The organism is Bradyrhizobium valentinum (assembly GCF_001440405.1).
In the GTDB taxonomy this organism is placed as follows: domain Bacteria; phylum Pseudomonadota; class Alphaproteobacteria; order Rhizobiales; family Xanthobacteraceae; genus Bradyrhizobium; species Bradyrhizobium valentinum.
The window spans coordinates 12,886-28,698 of record NZ_LLXX01000034.1 but is presented as its reverse complement, the minus strand read 5'-3'; the positions used below and the strand labels follow the sequence as shown (position 1 = coordinate 28,698).

General features: G+C 62.8%; 13 protein-coding genes. 1 reads left to right on the top strand and 12 read right to left on the bottom strand.

Features of this window, described 5'->3' with window-relative positions; genetic code table 11:
* Nucleotides 1-95: 95 nt before the first annotated feature.
* From CP49_RS06750 to CP49_RS42310, 8 genes are all read right to left on the bottom strand, one after another.
* On the bottom strand, nt 96-1,784 hold the full coding sequence (locus tag CP49_RS06750; protein WP_057849514.1) for a methyl-accepting chemotaxis protein: 1,689 nt from the start codon (nt 1,782-1,784) through the stop codon (nt 96-98).
* Between the two features lie 168 nt (nt 1,785-1,952).
* Nucleotides 1,953-2,186 (bottom strand): DUF6894 family protein, encoded by a 234-nt coding sequence (locus CP49_RS06745; protein ID WP_057849533.1) that lies wholly within the window; start codon nt 2,184-2,186, stop codon nt 1,953-1,955.
* Nucleotides 2,187-2,418: 232 nt separating this feature from the next.
* Complete coding sequence (locus CP49_RS06740; protein WP_057849513.1) at nt 2,419-3,036, bottom strand: hypothetical protein; 618 nt, start codon at nt 3,034-3,036, stop codon at nt 2,419-2,421.
* Nucleotides 3,037-3,198: 162 nt separating this feature from the next.
* Nucleotides 3,199-4,185: an acrylyl-CoA reductase (NADPH) gene (gene acuI / locus CP49_RS06735; RefSeq protein ID WP_057849512.1), complete on the bottom strand. Its 987-nt coding sequence runs from the start codon at nt 4,183-4,185 to the stop codon at nt 3,199-3,201.
* 44 nt (nt 4,186-4,229) lie between these two features.
* Nucleotides 4,230-5,489: an MFS transporter gene (locus tag CP49_RS06730; protein WP_057849511.1), complete on the bottom strand. Its 1,260-nt coding sequence runs from the start codon at nt 5,487-5,489 to the stop codon at nt 4,230-4,232.
* Nucleotides 5,490-5,842: 353 nt separating this feature from the next.
* The gene (locus tag CP49_RS06725) at nt 5,843-7,291 is read right to left on the bottom strand and encodes a cell wall hydrolase (protein WP_057849510.1); all 1,449 of its coding nucleotides are present in this window, start codon (nt 7,289-7,291) and stop codon (nt 5,843-5,845) included.
* Nucleotides 7,292-7,704: 413 nt separating this feature from the next.
* Nucleotides 7,705-10,575 carry a pyruvate, phosphate dikinase gene (gene ppdK, locus CP49_RS06720; RefSeq protein ID WP_057849509.1) on the bottom strand — a complete coding sequence of 957 codons (2,871 nt, stop codon included), beginning with the start codon at nt 10,573-10,575 and terminating at the stop codon, nt 7,705-7,707.
* Nucleotides 10,576-10,666: 91 nt separating this feature from the next.
* The gene (locus CP49_RS42310; protein WP_082645887.1) at nt 10,667-10,822 is read right to left on the bottom strand and encodes a DUF3096 domain-containing protein; all 156 of its coding nucleotides are present in this window, start codon (nt 10,820-10,822) and stop codon (nt 10,667-10,669) included.
* 230 nt (nt 10,823-11,052) lie between these two features.
* Here CP49_RS42310 and CP49_RS06715 point away from each other — a divergent pair, with 230 nt between their 5' ends.
* Nucleotides 11,053-11,409, top strand: coding sequence for a DUF1236 domain-containing protein (locus CP49_RS06715; protein ID WP_057849532.1), 357 nt, complete (start codon nt 11,053-11,055; stop codon nt 11,407-11,409).
* A gap of 333 nt (nt 11,410-11,742) precedes the next feature.
* On the opposite strand, the gene CP49_RS06710 is transcribed toward CP49_RS06715, so the two are convergent.
* From CP49_RS06710 to CP49_RS06695, 4 genes are all read right to left on the bottom strand, one after another.
* Complete coding sequence (locus tag CP49_RS06710; RefSeq protein ID WP_057849508.1) at nt 11,743-12,345, bottom strand: class I SAM-dependent methyltransferase; 603 nt, start codon at nt 12,343-12,345, stop codon at nt 11,743-11,745.
* A gap of 3 nt (nt 12,346-12,348) precedes the next feature.
* Nucleotides 12,349-14,472, bottom strand: a complete 2,124-nt coding sequence (gene glyS / locus CP49_RS06705; RefSeq protein ID WP_057849507.1) for a glycine--tRNA ligase subunit beta — start codon at nt 14,470-14,472, stop codon at nt 12,349-12,351.
* Nucleotides 14,472-15,407: a glycine--tRNA ligase subunit alpha gene (locus CP49_RS06700; RefSeq protein WP_057849506.1), complete on the bottom strand. Its 936-nt coding sequence runs from the start codon at nt 15,405-15,407 to the stop codon at nt 14,472-14,474. Before CP49_RS06700 ends, glyS begins: the two co-directional genes overlap by 1 nt.
* Before the next feature lie 207 nt (nt 15,408-15,614).
* On the bottom strand, nt 15,615-15,806 hold the full coding sequence (locus CP49_RS06695; RefSeq protein ID WP_057849531.1) for a hypothetical protein: 192 nt from the start codon (nt 15,804-15,806) through the stop codon (nt 15,615-15,617).
* Nucleotides 15,807-15,813: the final 7 nt, after the last annotated feature.

Below are 15,813 nucleotides of genomic sequence, written 5' to 3'. Positions count from 1 at the left end.
CTGCCCCGGACTTGATCCGGGGTGGAAACCTGTTCGCGTGACGAAAACGCGTCAAGTCAAGAATCTAGCTCTGGTTCGATACCATCGAAACCGCGCTAGGCGGCACGGACCGATTCGAGGAATTTGGCGACCTCGATCTTGAGACGGTTGCTATCGCCAGACAGCAACTGCGCCGCGGAGAGAACATGCGACGAGGCGGTCTCCGTCTCGGTCGCGCCGCGCTGCACATCGGTGATGTTGGCGGAAACCATCTGTGTCCCCATCGCCGCCTGCTGTACGTTACGAGAGATTTCCTGCGTCGCCGCGCCCTGCTCTTCCACGGCGGCCGCGATCGCCGAGGAAATTTCGGACAGCTTTCCAATGGTGCCCGAGATTTCCTGGATGGCGCCGACCGAATCCTGGGTCGCAGCCTGGATGCCAGTGATCTGCTGACCGATCTCGCCGGTCGCCTTGGCGGTCTGTTCGGCCAGCGCCTTCACTTCGGACGCGACAACCGCGAAGCCGCGGCCGGCTTCGCCGGCGCGTGCCGCCTCGATGGTGGCGTTGAGGGCAAGCAGGTTGGTCTGGCCCGCGATGTTGTTGATCAGCTCGATCACGTCGCCGATGCGGGCGGCGGCCTTGGACAATTCACCGACCCGATCGTTTGTCCGGCTAGCCTGATCCACGGCGTCGCTCGCCATCCGCGCAGACTCTTGCACCTGGCGGCTGATCTCATTGATCGAGGACGCCATTTCCTCGGTGGCGGACGCGACCGACTGGACGTTGGTGGAAGCCTCCTCCGATGCCGCCGAGACGGTAGTCGCGAGTTCCTGCGCACGCTCCGCGGTCGAGGTCAGCGTGTCAGCCGAAGCCTCGAGCTCGGTTGAGGCCGACGAAACGGTTTCGACGATCTCGCCGATCATGGCTTCGAAGTCGCGTGTGATGCGATCGACACGGCGGCCGCGCTCGATCTTGGCTTCGGCGTCGCGCGCGGCGGCTTCGTCGGCTGCCTTCTTGGCAACGAGCGCATCCTTGAACACCTGCAAGGCGTCCGCCATCGCGCCGATCTCGGTCTTCTCACCACGGCGCGTCACTTCGGCGGTCAGATCCCCGCTTCCGAGCGCCTGCATCGGCTTCACGATGGAAGCAATTCCGCTCGAGAGGTCGCGGACCAGATAGATCCCGACGCCGACACCGCAAATCACGACGGCAGCGACGATGCCCAGAACGGTCCAGAACGCGAAATTGTAACCTTCCGCGGCCTGCCGGGTCGCGGTGTCCGCACGTGTATTGTTGAGGTTGATGGATTTTTCCAGGAGCGCATCGGATTCGGCAGCGATGACCGCGACCTTCTTGGAGATGGCCTCGCTGGCCTCATGCGGAATCCGTCCCACGCTCTGACGCGACAACTCGATCACGTCCTGAACGCCGGTCATGTATCTGTCCCAGGCACGCGTCCAGTTCTCGTATATCGAGCGCTCTTCGGAAGTCGAAATCAACGGCTCGTAAGCCTTGCGGTCTTTCGCGATCCTTTCGAGGATACCGGCCAGCCTCTTGTCGTTGGCAGCCTTCGCCTCCAGAGTTTCCGCCATAACATGGGCACGGAGCGCAACACGAAACAGATTGATATCCGCGCGCAGTTCACCGAGCACCCGGACGCTCGGAAGCCAGCTCGAGGCGATCTCCACCGTATGGGCGTTGATCGCTTGCATGCTGCGGATCGCCAGCAGGCCCAAGCCGGACATCGCAATCAGCATGAATGCGATCACAGCGATGACCTTGGCGCGGATGGACAGTGCGGACATGGCTGGCTCTCTCAAGCGTTGGAGACAGGCGCCGCAGATTATGAAGGATTGCCGTCAATCTTCGATGCGCCGGGAATATTCGGCAACGGTACGCATCGGGTCGCAAGCGATGGTTAATTCGGAAGTCCGTAAGAATACCCGGGCGCAGGGCGAACGCCGGATTGAGCACTAACTAACGGATTCCGCGACAAGGCGAATCCTGAACACCGGCTTCTTGGCTTCGTCCAGAAGCTCCATCTGCCATTCGGCGTTCTGTTTCAGGCTGCGCGAAAGGCTGCCGAGGAGGTTGCCGCAAACCTTGGTCATCTCGGTCCAGGCGGCCTCGCGGCTTTCGAATTCGGATCCCTGATCGGACGCACCTGCGTAGCGACCGTGGCTGATCCGAAAAAAATATAGCGGCATGATCGATCTCATGTGTTGGGCCGCCTCCCGGCCTTCTCTGCCGGTCACCACTTTGGGATGAGATTCGCTACCAGGGCGTGAATCCGCTAGCCCGTATGACTACGGGATCGGGTGCGCCGGATGAGGCTGGATGTGGGATGATTCAGCGGCCGCGCGATGGCTCTCGGACCGGCCGCACGCCCATTCGATCTCGAGCTTATTTGCCGTCCTGGCCTAGGCGCCGTTTCCGCGATCAATCGGTCGAGCGGCGCAGCTCCGGGGCGCTCTCGGCCTTCGCCGGTTCAGACTTGGCCTGCTCCGCCTTCGGCTCGGATTTCACCGGCTCGAGTTTGGCGCTTTCGACCGCCGGCGTTTCGACCCGCGTCGTTACCTCGGCACGTGCGTCAGTCGCCGCGCGCGCCGGCTCCTCCCGACGATGCAGCGAACGCGGCCGCGCCACAGAGCGCGCCATCAGCATCTGCGAGGCGCCCTGATGGCGGAAATCGCAATAGGCAAAGCCCATGCCCGAGACGGAGCCGCGGAACGAGCGATCGTCGCGCTTGTCGAGATTGAAGCACGGCTCGAACGGAAGACCCTTGATCGAAGCGCAAACGGCCTGGCCGCGAATCTGCAACGTGTTGCCGGGCAGGCGCACATGACGGATCGGGCCCGAGCCACTGAACTGGATAGAACCGGCTGCACCGAGATCATCGAGGATGCGGCCGGCGCCACGGGTGCCGTCGAAACAGGTAAAGGCGAAAACCTTGCCGGTCACAAACCGGCGCGCCTCGTCAGCATTCATGCTCCCGGCCAGCGCAGGAACGATCATCGCACTGGCCGTGACGGCCCCCAGAACCAAACGCGCAAGCATGCAGCTACTCCAACTTAACAAGAGCGCGGGCGCCCGCCTTGGCTTGAGCATGAAAACCGGGACCCCAATCTGCCGGACCATGCTGCAGGCCTCTTTACCCGCTGCTTACCATATCAACCGTGGCAACATTGGAGCAGGTTAGTTGGCAAAGTCTGAACGCCGTTAGACAATTTTTACCACGATTCGACCGCGGACCTGTCCAGCGAGGATTTGCGCGCCCGCCCCGATGACCTGGTCAAGGCCAATTTCGTGAGTAATTTCAGCGAGTTTACCCTTGTCCAAATCGCTGGCAAGGCGGTTCCATGCAAGCTTGCGCTGGGGCAACGGACACATCACGGAATCGATGCCCAGAAGGCACACTCCACGCAAAATAAACGGCGCGACCGAGGACGGCAGATCCATACCTGCGGCAAGGCCGCAGGCCGCGACGGCACCGCCATATTTCGTCATCGAGAGCAGGTTGGCGAGTGTGGTCGACCCGACGCTGTCGACGCCGCCGGCCCAGCGCTCCTTGGCCAACGACTTGGCGGGTCCTGCGAGTTCGGCACGGTCGATCACCTCGGCTGCGCCGAGGCCTTTGAGATAATCGGCTTCCGACATCCGCCCGGTGGACGCGATGACGTGGTAGCCGAGTTTGGAGAGCACAGCGGTGGCGACCGAGCCGACGCCACCGGCGGCACCGGTCACCACGACCGCGCCGCTCGAAGGCGTCAGGCCGTGCTTCTCCAGCGCCAGCACCGACAGCATCGCGGTGTAGCCGGCGGTGCCGATCGCCATCGCCTCACGCGTCGAAATTCCATCGGGCAGCCGCACCAGCCAGTCACCCCTGACGCGCGCCTTCTCGGCATAGGCGCCGAGATGGGTCTCGCCCATGCCCCAGCCGTTGCAGACGACCTTGTCGCCCGCCTTCCACTCCGGATGCGAGGATTGTTCGACGGTGCCCGCAAAGTCGATACCGGCGATCATCGGGAAGCGCCGCACCACAGGGGCCTTGCCGGTGACGGCCAGACCATCCTTGTAGTTCAGCGTCGACCATTCGACCGCAACGGTGACGTCGCCTTCCATCAACTCGGCTTCGTCGAACTGCGTCAGCGCGGCGGTGGTTCCCTTCTCTGCCTTGTCGATCCTGATGGCTTTGAACGTTCCCATGGCAAACCTCCCCGGACTGTTCTGTGTCGGGAGTGTTTACCGCATCAGGCGGGTTGTGCAACCGGGCGCGCGACCGGCTGCTCGACGATCGGCAGGTTGATCAGCGCCGACAGCACACCAAACATGATCGAGAGCCACCAGATCGGCGTATAGGAGCCGAACTGCTCGAACACGACGCCGCCGAGCCAGACACCAAGGAAGCCGCCGACCTGATGGCTGACGAAGGCGAAGCCGTACAGCGTTGCGAACCACCTGGTGCCGAACATCAGCGCCACCAGCGCCGAGGTCGGTGGCACCGTCGAGAGCCAGGTGAGGCCAGTAACTGCGCCGAATACGATCGCCGAGAAGGTGGTGATCGGAAACGAGATGAACGCCATGATCGACAGTGCGCGGGCAAAATAGATCAGCGAGAGGATGTAGCGCTTCGGATACTTGTTCTGCAGCCAGCCGACGCTGAGCGATCCGATGATGTTGAAGAGGCCGATGGCCGCGACCACCCAGCCGCCGGTCTGCGCTGAGACGCCACGATCGGCGAGATAGGCCGGAAGGTGCACCGTGATGAAGGCGAGCTGGAAGCCGCAGGTGAAGAAGCCGAGCACCAGCAATACATAGGAGCGATGGCCGAACGCCTCCGCCAGCGCCGTCTTGAACGATTGCTGGTCCGCGGCGGGAACGTTCGACGACGATGACGTCGTCGCCGGTGGCGTCGCGATCGCAAGCGACAGCGGTATTATCAAGAGCATCAGCAAGGCGAACACCGTCAGCGCCGCCTGCCAGCCGAAATTGTCGATCATCGCGACGCCGAACGGCGCGAACAGGAATTGCCCGAACGAGCCGGCCGCAGTGCCGGCGCCGAGCGCAAAGCCGCGCCGTTCGGGCGGCAGCAGCTTGCTGAATGCCGACAGCACCAGGTTGAACGAACAGCCTGATAGACCGAAGCCGATCAGGACGCCGGCGCCGAGATCGAGCGAAAGCGGCGCCGTGGAATAACGCATCAGGAGCAGACCGCCGGCATAGAGCAGCGCGCCGACGATCATCACCCGCAGGATGCCGAAGCGATCGGCGATGGCACCCGCGATCGGCTGGCCGAGACCCCACAATAGATTCTGCAGCGCCAGCGCGAGGCCGAAAACGTCGCGCCCCCAAGCGAACTCGCGGCTCATCGGCTGGACGAAAAAGCCGAGGCTCGAGCGCGGCCCAAAGCTTAGCAGCGCGATCGCGCAGCCGCAGATGATGATGACAAGCGGGGTGCGCCAGGCGCCAAGGCCGGAGGATGGACGAAGCTCACCGCTGGTAACAGCCATCTATTTCCCCCTTGGACAATCCGCGCCCGGGACCGCCAGGCGAAACGTTACGGTGAGTTAATGCAGATGCATGAAAAGCCCAAGGGGGCGCCATAGAAAAATTTTCCGCTGCAGGGCAGCTCTGCAAAATTAGCGAGGGCAATGAGTACAATTTTGCAGGGGAACGGTTCGCCACGATGTCGTCCCTGCGAACGCAGGGACCCATACGCCGCGGCGGACGGAATGGACAGGAGGGGAGACGGCTTTACTTGAGCAAGCTATGGCGGTGCGTTCGCTGACGCGGAGCGTCTGCCATCGCGCTTCATCGAAAGATCACGCGGTATGGGTCCCAGTGTTCGCAGGAACGACGGACGTTACCGTTTCGCGCTGGCCTGCTCGGCCGAGCTTTGTGCGGCTTCGGCGAGCTTGGCGGAGATCGCCGCGGTCTCGGCGGCCGTGCCCCAGCTCGGCGCATCGCTGCCGTTGCCCCAGGCGCGCGGCCGGTAGAACGTGTGTACGCCGGTCTTGTACGTCTTCTTCATTTCATTGACCCAGGACGGGCGCACCCAATAAGCGTGGTAGTGCGTCGACTTGTCGACCTCCGGCAGCCAGAGCTGGCCGTCGAGCATCGCTTTCGCGATTCTTTGCGCGCGCTCCCACATCTCAGGCTCGCGAATGACGTCCTTGTTGTTGTCGCAGGCAAAGGTGAACTGGCACGCCAAATGACGGTGCTTGTTCTGGTAGACCACGCCGCACACAGTTTCGGGATATCTACCGGAGAAGGCGCGGTTCAGCACCACCTGCGCCACCGCGATCTGGCCCCGCACCGCTTCGCCGCGGGCTTCGAAATAGACGGCTTCAGCCAGGCACTTCTCCGACTTGGCGCGCGACTTTTCGTCGAACAAGCCAAGACGCTCGGCCGGCGTCTTGGCACGCTGGTTGTCGGCGTTGACTTCGCCCTTCGGCGCGACGCTCTCGCCCATGTCGCCGGCTCGCACCGGACCGTCGGCGTCGACCGGCAGCGAGGCCATCACCTTCATGTCGGGATCGGGACGCGCGGCCGGCATCACGATGACAGGCTCTTCGCCGGGCTGCCATCGCTCGATGCTTTCGGGCGAGCCGAGCGAGGAGCCAAAGAACAGGCTCGAGGTCTTGAACGAGAAGCCATCACGTGGGGGCGCAGGAGCAAGCGCGGGCGCTTCCCGAGGAGGCTTGAGATCGTCAACCGGTTTGGTTTCGAGTGAGAGCGACATATCGTATTGTTCAAGCGGCGGCGCGCTCAGGGCGGCCTGCAGCTCGGGATCGAGCGGCGCGCGCTCGACCGACGGCATCGTTTCGGTGGTCTTGGCGCCCTTGACCGAGGCATTTGATGTCGCGGGATCCTCGATCGCCGGCGCGCGCTCGGCAGGGATTGCGGTCTCCGCAGGCGGTGGCGGTGTCACGATGAGCCGATCACCTTTCAGTGTGCGATCGACCTTGGGAAAATCGGCGGCGTGATAACGCGGCGGCGAAGCGACGAGCGGGTTGCGCGTCACAGATCCCGTGATGTCGATGCCTTGATTGTCGAGGCGGGCCAGTCGGTAGGTGGCAGTTTGCGGCGAGAAGGTTCCGATCGGACGGCCGAAGGAGAACGTTGCGACCTGGATAGTGCCGGCGGAGGAGAACACCCGCTTCTGCCAGCGCTCGGCGACGCCGGGCTGGCGCGCCAGCAGCGAGGCTATATCCTGATATCCGATCTCGGTCGGCATCAATGCGAAGACGCAGAGACCGAGACCGAAGGACGCAAATCGCGCGCCCTTCGGCTGGTTACGCAACACAAACATCGGTACGCTCACGCAACGCTTACAAGGATCGAACGTCAGTACATCCGTGCAATTCGACCTTTTTTGTTGGTATCGAATTTAGGTTGCCGGGGAGTTAATCGGCGTGGCCTGCGTGTTACACGCAAGAGATCGCGCGGATTTCGCCTGACGCATGAGAAGGGTTGGTAAACAGGCACGTGATGAAAGTGGTAAACATCTCGTCAACGAAGATGATGAAGAAAATCGGCGCGTCCGTGTGACGACTGGAACTCATGATCGCGACCGTCATTCCGGGGCGATGCGAAGCATCGAACCCGGAATCTCGAGATTCCGGGTCTGGTCCTTCGGACCATCCCGGAATGACGCCTCGCGTTATGTGCAAAAGAAAATGGCCGGGAAAATCCCGACCACTCCAATCTCTCTGGCTGCGAAGCTTACGCCTGGCTTGCGACCGTCTTGCCGAGCGCGGCCTGCGCGGCGGCAAGACGTGCAATCGGCACCCGATAGGGCGAGCAGGAGACGTAGTCGAGACCGATCTCGTGGCAGAACGCCACCGATGCGGGATCGCCGCCATGCTCGCCGCAAATGCCGACCTTGAGGCCGGGCCGGGCTTTGCGGCCGCGGGTGACGCCGATCTTCACGAGTTCACCGACGCCATCGCGATCGACCGAGATGAACGGATCGATTTCCAGGATTCCCTTGCTGACATAGGTGCCGAGGAAGCTTGCGGCGTCGTCGCGGCTGATGCCGTAGGTGGTCTGGGTCAGGTCGTTGGTGCCGAACGAGAAGAACTCCGCGGTCTGCGCGACGTCGCCGGCCATCAGGCAGGCGCGCGGCAACTCGATCATGGTGCCGACCTGGTAGGCCAGCTTCTTGCCGGTCTCCTTCATCACCGACTGCGCGGTGGCGTCGATCCGCGCCTTGACCAGGTCGAACTCGGCCTTGGTCGCGATCAGCGGCACCATCACCTCGAGGCCTACCGCCTTGCCGGTGCGCTTTTCCGCTTCGACCGCCGCCTCGAAGATCGCGCGCGACTGCATCTCGGCGATTTCAGGATAGGCAATGGCGAGGCGGCAGCCGCGGAAGCCCAGCATCGGGTTGAACTCGGCGAGATCGCGGGCGCGATCGGCGAGCTTGCGCGGATCGGTGTTCATCGCGCGCGCGACTTCCTCGATCTCGGCTTGAGTGTGCGGCAGGAACTCGTGCAACGGCGGATCGAGCAGGCGGATGGTGACGGGCAGCCCCTTCATGATCTCGAACAGCTCGACGAAATCCGCGCGCTGCATCGGCAGCAGCTTCGACAGCGCGGCACGGCGCGACTGCTCGTCCTCGGAAAGGATCATCTCGCGTACGGTGCGGATGCGGGTTTCCTCGAAGAACATATGCTCGGTGCGGCACAGGCCGATCCCCTCGCCGCCGAATTTTATCGCGGTGCGCGCATCTTCCGGCGTGTCGGCGTTGACGCGAACGCCGAGCTTGCGAACCTGATCGGCCCAGCCCATCAGCGTGCCGAATTCGCCCGACAGCTTCGGCTCGATCATCGGCATCCGGCCGGCCAAGACCTGGCCGAGCGAACCATCGATGGTGATGACATCGCCGGTCTTGAAGGTCCGGGAGCCGACGCTCATCGTGCCGCGGCCGTAGTCGACGCGAATGGCGCCGCAGCCGGAGACGCAGGGCTTGCCCATGCCGCGCGCGACCACCGCGGCGTGCGAGGTCATGCCGCCGCGGGTGGTCAGGATGCCTTCGGCGGCGTGCATGCCGTGAATGTCTTCCGGGCTGGTCTCGACCCGCACCAGAATGACGTTGCGGCCGTCGGCCTGCAGCTTGGCGGCTTCATCCGACGAGAACACGATCTCGCCCGATGCGGCCCCCGGCGAGGCCGGCAGGCCCGTCGCGATCACGTCGCGCTTGGCGGCGGGATCGATGGTCGGATGCAGCAATTGATCCAGCGAAGCCGGATCGATCCGCATCACCGCATCCTTCTTCGAGATCAGGCCTTCATTGGCGAGCTCAACCGCGATGCGCAGCGCCGCTTTCGCCGTGCGCTTGCCGCCGCGGGTCTGCAGCATCCACAACTTGCCCTGCTCGACCGTGAACTCCATGTCCTGCATGTCGCGGTAGTGCTTTTCGAGCAGTGTGTAGAACCGCGTCAACTCCTTGAACGCCTCCGGCATCGCACTTTCCATCGACGGCTTGTCGGAGCCGGATTCCTGGCGCGCTTCCTCGGTAATGTCCTGCGGCGTGCGAATGCCCGCCACCACGTCCTCGCCCTGCGCGTTGATCAGGAATTCGCCGTAGAGCTTGCTCTCGCCGGTCGAGGGATTGCGCGTGAACGCGACACCGGTCGCGGACGTCTCGCCCATATTGCCGAACACCATGGCCTGCACGTTGACCGCGGTGCCCCATGACTCCGGGATATCGTGCAGGCGCCGGTAGGTCACCGCACGCGTATTCATCCACGATGAGAACACCGCGCCGATCGCGCCCCACAATTGCTCGTGCGGATCCTGCGGAAAATCCTTGCCGGTCTCGCGCGCCACCGCTTCCTTGTACTTGCCGACCAGTTCAACCCAGTCGTCGCCGGTGAGATCAGTGTCGAGCGTATAGCCCTGGCCGTCCTTGAAGGTGTCGAGGATGTCCTCGAAGTGATGATGCTCGAAGCCCAGCACTACGTCCGAATACATCGTGATGAAGCGGCGATAACTGTCGTAGGCGAAGCGACGATCGCCCGATAGTTCGGCGAGCGCTTCGACCGTGCGATCGTTGAGGCCAAGATTGAGCACGGTGTCCATCATGCCCGGCATCGAGGCGCGGCCGCCGGAGCGGACCGACACCAGAAGCGGATTCTTCGAATCGCCGAACGCCTTGCCGGTCAGCTTGCCGACGTGATCGAGCGCCTTCTCGACCTGCGCCTTCAATGCGGGCGGATAGGATTTGTCGTGCGCGTAGAAGTACGTGCAAACCGAGGTCGGAATGGTGAACCCGGGAGGCACCGGCAGGCCGAGATTGGCCATTTCGGCGAGGTTGGCGCCCTTGCCGCCGAGCAGGTCGCGCAGGCCCGCTTTGCCCTCCGCCTTGCCGTCTCCGAAGGTATAGACCCACTTTCCGGATTTTGCCGCCTCGGTGACGGGCTTGCCGACCACAGGCTTCTTGGCGGGCTTGGCCTTGGCGACCGGCTTGGCCGGCGCCTTCTTCAGCGCCTTGCGGGCGGAAGGAGCAGCAGCGGCTTTTCGGGCCGATGGCTTTGATTTCGCTGCAGATTTCGCTGCAGCCTTCTTGGACTTCGCGACGGCTTTGGCCATGGATTCCAACTATCCGAAAAAGGGAGAAAGATGCGCGCCTTACACCATTTTGAGGGGTTCCGCGCAAGCTGCGAAACCCTGCTTTCCTTCGCTAGAACCGAAACATCTTGAGCACACCGAGACCGACCAGCCCGACGAAAATCAGGTAAATCGCTACGATGTAATTGAGGAGCCGCGGCATGATCAGGATGAAAATCCCTGCGACAAGGGCGACGATCGCAGGCAGTTGCGCGGCGGTGATGGTCATTGGAATCTCCGGCTGATGGGGAATCGAATCGAGGGTGGCAACTTAACCGCTGGCGCGGTTCCGGAATAGCAAGACGCTTACCGGTTCAATGGGTTCCAGCCTCCGCAACAATTCCCCAGAAATGCCTCTGATGAGGCCGCGGTTTTCAGGAACAATGCAGCACGGGATGAATTGGCCCGCATTGTGTGCGCTGGCGGAAGCCGGCGCCTCTTCTCGCGAAGGAGTTGACCATGCGGAACAGACTATTTGCCATTGCGGCGATCGCCGGCGCGATGGCTGCCCCGATCGCGGCTCAGGCGCAGACTACCATCGGCACCGCCGGCGGCAGCACGGTCGTCATCGGTGAACATGAAGGCATCACCGCCGACCAGCGTCCGGCCTTTCGCGAATACATTGTACGTGAACGCGTGCCGAACTACACGATTTCCGAGCGTGTGACGGTTGGCGCCGTGCTGCCGGAAACCGGCGTGACCTATTACGACGTGCCGCAATCGTTTAGCGTGACGCCCTATCGCTACACCGTGGTGAACGGCCAGACAATATTGGTCGAACCGCGCTCACGTCGTATCGTTCAGGTGGTCGATTGACCTTCAGTAGCCTGAACGATTAGTCCGGGCGCCGCGCAAGCGGATGTGCGCGAGATACGACCGGACAAAGACCCCGCCCGGCGTCCCCTCCGGGCGGGGTTTTGTTTGTTGTACGCGGCTGACACGTGCAGCCTAACGGCGTAGCAACCATCAGACCCTCATGGTGAGGAGGCGCGTTAGCGCCGTCTCCGGACGATGCTTCGCATCGCCGGGAGAACCATGCGGCCCCAGCCGGGGCCTTCATCCTTCGAGACGCGCGAAGACGCGCTCCTCAGGATGAGGTCTGGCAGGCTGGCAGGTGTGGGCGGACAAATCGCTTTGCCTACCTTGCAACTATTCCCTGATCTCCAGTCCCGGCTTCTTCACCACGAGCCGGTGGATCTTCTTTCCCGACGAGGCGCTGACCGCCTCTTCATCGAGCAACACCGTCGTCGTCTTCAATTCCGCCAGCACCAAGGCGGCATCGAACGCCACGTAAAGCCGTCCCTGTGCATCGCGTTGATCGGCGCCCTCGGTGACGCGCCAGCTCAGATAGAGAATGCCGCTGGGCTTGACGATATCGAGCAGACGGCGAACCGATGCCGCAATCTGCTTGCGGTCGAGATGCATGATCACGGTTTCGCACAGGACGTTGTCGAACGTGCCGACGCCGCGCAGGTCGGGCAATTCGGCATGTGCGAACTTGAGCGATGGATATCGCCGGCGTGCCTCGTTGAGCAGGCCTTCCGAGGCATCGAAGCCCACGGCCGAAAAACCGTTCGCGTGGAGCCAGGCGACCTCGCGGCCGCAGCCGCAGCCGATATCGGCCGAGGTGCCGCCGCGCACGAAAAACCGCTCGACGATTTCCTGCAGGTCGACGGGCGCCGGCTGATCGACCCAGTCCTTCGCGAACGCCGCCGCATCCAAGTCGTAAGCGGCGAGCGTCTGACGATCCATGATCTAGCCTTCGATCTTCGAAAAATCCGCAACCGCACGGGTCGCCGCACGGATTTCATTCAGAAGCTTTAGTCGGTTCTCGCGCACCTTGGGTTCATCGTCATTGACCTTGACCTTGTCGAAGAACGCATCGACGGCCGGACGCAGCTTTGCCATCGCGCTCATCGCGGTGGCGAAATCTTCCCTGGCAACAGCGGCTGCGGCCTCATGCTTAACCTGATCGATCGCCTGAGCGAGCGCCTTTTCCTCAGGCAAATTGTACAGCCCGGCATCCGGCGCGCCGTCGAACGTGCGCTTGTCCTTTTTCTCCTCGATCGAGAGGATGTTACTCGCACGCTTGGTCCCCGCAAGCAGGTTTTTGCCGTCGTCGGTGTCGAGGAACTTGCCGAGCGCCTCGACGCGACGGACCAACGAGACAAGACCGACCTCCCCACCGCGAAGATGGAGCACCGCCTCTACCAGATCATGGCGCCTACCCTGGTCGCGAAGCTGAACGGTAAGGCGATCCTCGAAGAAATCTTGGAAAGAGTCGCCGATGTCGGAAATAGGTTCGTCGGAGAGATCTGCACGAATTCTCTTGATGTGCCCTTCGAGAAGGCCCCGAGGATATAAATCCACTCCACGCTCAATCGCGATACGAATGATGCCCAACGCCGCTCGTCGCAATGCGTATGGGTCTTTGCTTCCCGTCGGCTTTTCATCGATCGCCCAGAAGCCAACCAGCGTATCGATCTTGTCGGCCAGCGCGACCGCTAGACTCACGGGATCAGTCGGCACGCGATCGGCGGGCCCTTGCGGCCTGTAGTGCTCCTCGCTCGCCGCGGCGACGGAGGCGTCTTCGCCCTGCGCCAGAGCGTAGTACTTCCCCATCAAGCCTTGCAGCTCAGGGAATTCGCCGACGACTTCGGTGAGCAGATCGGCTTTCGCCAGATGCGCGGCGCGCTTGGCCTTTTCGACATCGGCGCCGACCAGCGGCGCGATCTCGGCGGCCAGCCGCTCGATGCGCTTGATCCGCTCGGCTTGCGTGCCGAGCTTTTCGTGAAACACGATCTGCTCGAACTTCGGCAAGCGAGCTTCGAGCTTCGTCTTCAGGTCGGTCTCGTAGAAGAATTTCGCATCGCTCAGCCGCGCGCGGATGACGCGCTCGTTACCGCCAATGATGGTCTTGCCGCCGTCCGTAGCCTCGATGTTGGCGGTGAGGATGAACTTGTTGGTGAGCTTGCCCGTCTTGTCAGGATCCTTGGGATCGCTGACCACAAAACATTTCTGGTTGTTGCGGATGGTGGCGCGGATCACTTCATCCGGGATCGTGAGATACTCCTCGTCGAAAGACCCCATCAACGCGACCGGCCATTCGACGAGGCCTGCGACCTCGTCCGCCAGCGCCTGGTCCTCGACCAGCTCAAAGCCCTGCGCGAACGCCAATTGCTTGGCGTCGGCCAGGATAATGTCCCTGCGCGCCTGAAGGTCGAGCACGACCTTTGCCGCCTTCAGCTTGGCTTCGTAATCCTCGAAACGGCGCACGGAGATCGCAGCGGGCGCCATGAACCGATGGCCGAAGGTGGTCTGACCGGCCTCGATGCCGTCGACGGAAAACTTCACCACGTCGGGCTCTTCGGTCTCGGGCCCAAAGGTCGCGATGATCGAATGCAGCGGCCGCACCCAGGAGAGCGAGCCCGACTTGGTCGACCGTTCGCCCCAGCGCATCGATTTCGGCCACGGGAAAGTCCTGATGATGACCGGCAGAATCTCGGCGAGCACGTCGATGGTGGCGCGTCCCGGCTTTTCGATCAGCGCGATGTAGAAATCGCCCTTCTTCGGGTCGGTTTGAATCTTGGCATCTTCGATCCGGGCAAGCCCGGTCGCTTTCAAGAATCCCTGCATCGCCGCATCGGGCCCGCCGACGCGGGGGCCGCGGCGCTCTTCCTTCAGGTCGGATTGCCGCATCGGAATGCCGTGCACGGTCAGCGCGAGCCGCCGCGGCGTCGCGAATGCTTTTGCGCCTTCATAGACCAGGCCCTCGGCGACGAGCTTGTCGGTGACCATGCGGCGCAGATCGTCCGCCGCCTTCGCCTGCATGCGCGCGGGGATTTCCTCGGAGAACAGCTCCAGCAGAAGATCAGGCATCAGACCGCCCTGCCCGCTTCGGTGTGAACCCAGGCTTCGCCGCAGGCTTTTGCCAGTTCGCGCACGCGCATGATGTAGCTCTGCCGCTCGGTCACCGAGATCACGCCGCGGGCGTCGAGCAGATTGAAGACATGGCTCGCCTTGATGCACTGGTCGTACGCCGGCAGCGCCATCAGATGTTCTTTCTGATTGCTGGTCTCTTTCCATCCGGCCGCGAGATATTTCCGGCAGGCTTCTTCCGCCATCGTGAACTGCTTGAATAGCATCTCGGAATCGGAATGCTCGAAATTGTGACGGGAATATTCCTGTTCGGCCTGCAGGAACACGTCGCCGTAAGTCACTTTATCGGCACCCTCTCGACCATTGAAATTGAGATCGTAGACGCGGTCGACGCCCTGCACATACATCGCCAGGCGCTCCAGCCCGTATGTCAGTTCACCCGCAACAGGCGCGCATTCGACGCCCGCGACCTGCTGGAAGTAGGTGAACTGGCTGACTTCCATGCCGTCGCACCAGCACTCCCAGCCCAGTCCCCAGGCGCCGAGCGTCGGGCTTTCCCAATCGTCCTCGACAAAGCGGATGTCGTGCAGGCTCGAATCGATGCCGATCGCGGCCAGCGACCTCAGGTACAGATCCTGAAGGTTCGGCGGCGACGGCTTCATGATCACCTGAAACTGATAATAGTGCTGCAGCCGGTTGGGATTTTCGCCGTAACGGCCGTCCTTCGGCCGGCGCGAGGGCTGAACATAGGCTGCGTTCCAGCGCTTGGGCCCAAGCGCGCGCAGCGTCGTCGCGGGATGGAACGTGCCAGCGCCCATTTCCATGTCGTAGGGCTGCAGGATCACGCAGCCCTGCTCTGCCCAGAACCGCTGGAGAGCAAGGATGAAGCCCTGGAACGAACGTTCCGGGCGCATATGGGCAGGCAAAGCGTCCATCGGCAGAATCGGTCTCGCGAGGGGGTTTTGAAGCGCGCGGGACCGTATCGACGCGGAGGCAGGGAATCAAGGCGATGGGGCCTTGTATTCCTCGTGGTGAGGAGCGCGGCAGCGCCGCGCGTCTCGAACCATGAGGCGAGGCCCCGATTGTGCGGCCATCCTTCGAGACGCGGGCTCACGCCCGCTCCTCAGGATGAGGGCCGGCGGCTAACCCGGCCGATAAGCTCCCGTGACGGGGTCGCGGCGCAGCGTCGGAATATCGGCCGTCTGGGCCGCCTCGGTGACGCGCGCCAGGCGCGCCTCCTCCAGTTCCCTGTTGATGCGGACGGCGGTCTTGTAGGCCCAGCGGACCACGGCAAGCCCACCCAGGGCACCCGCGAATGCGATCAGCGGCGGCATCGGTCGA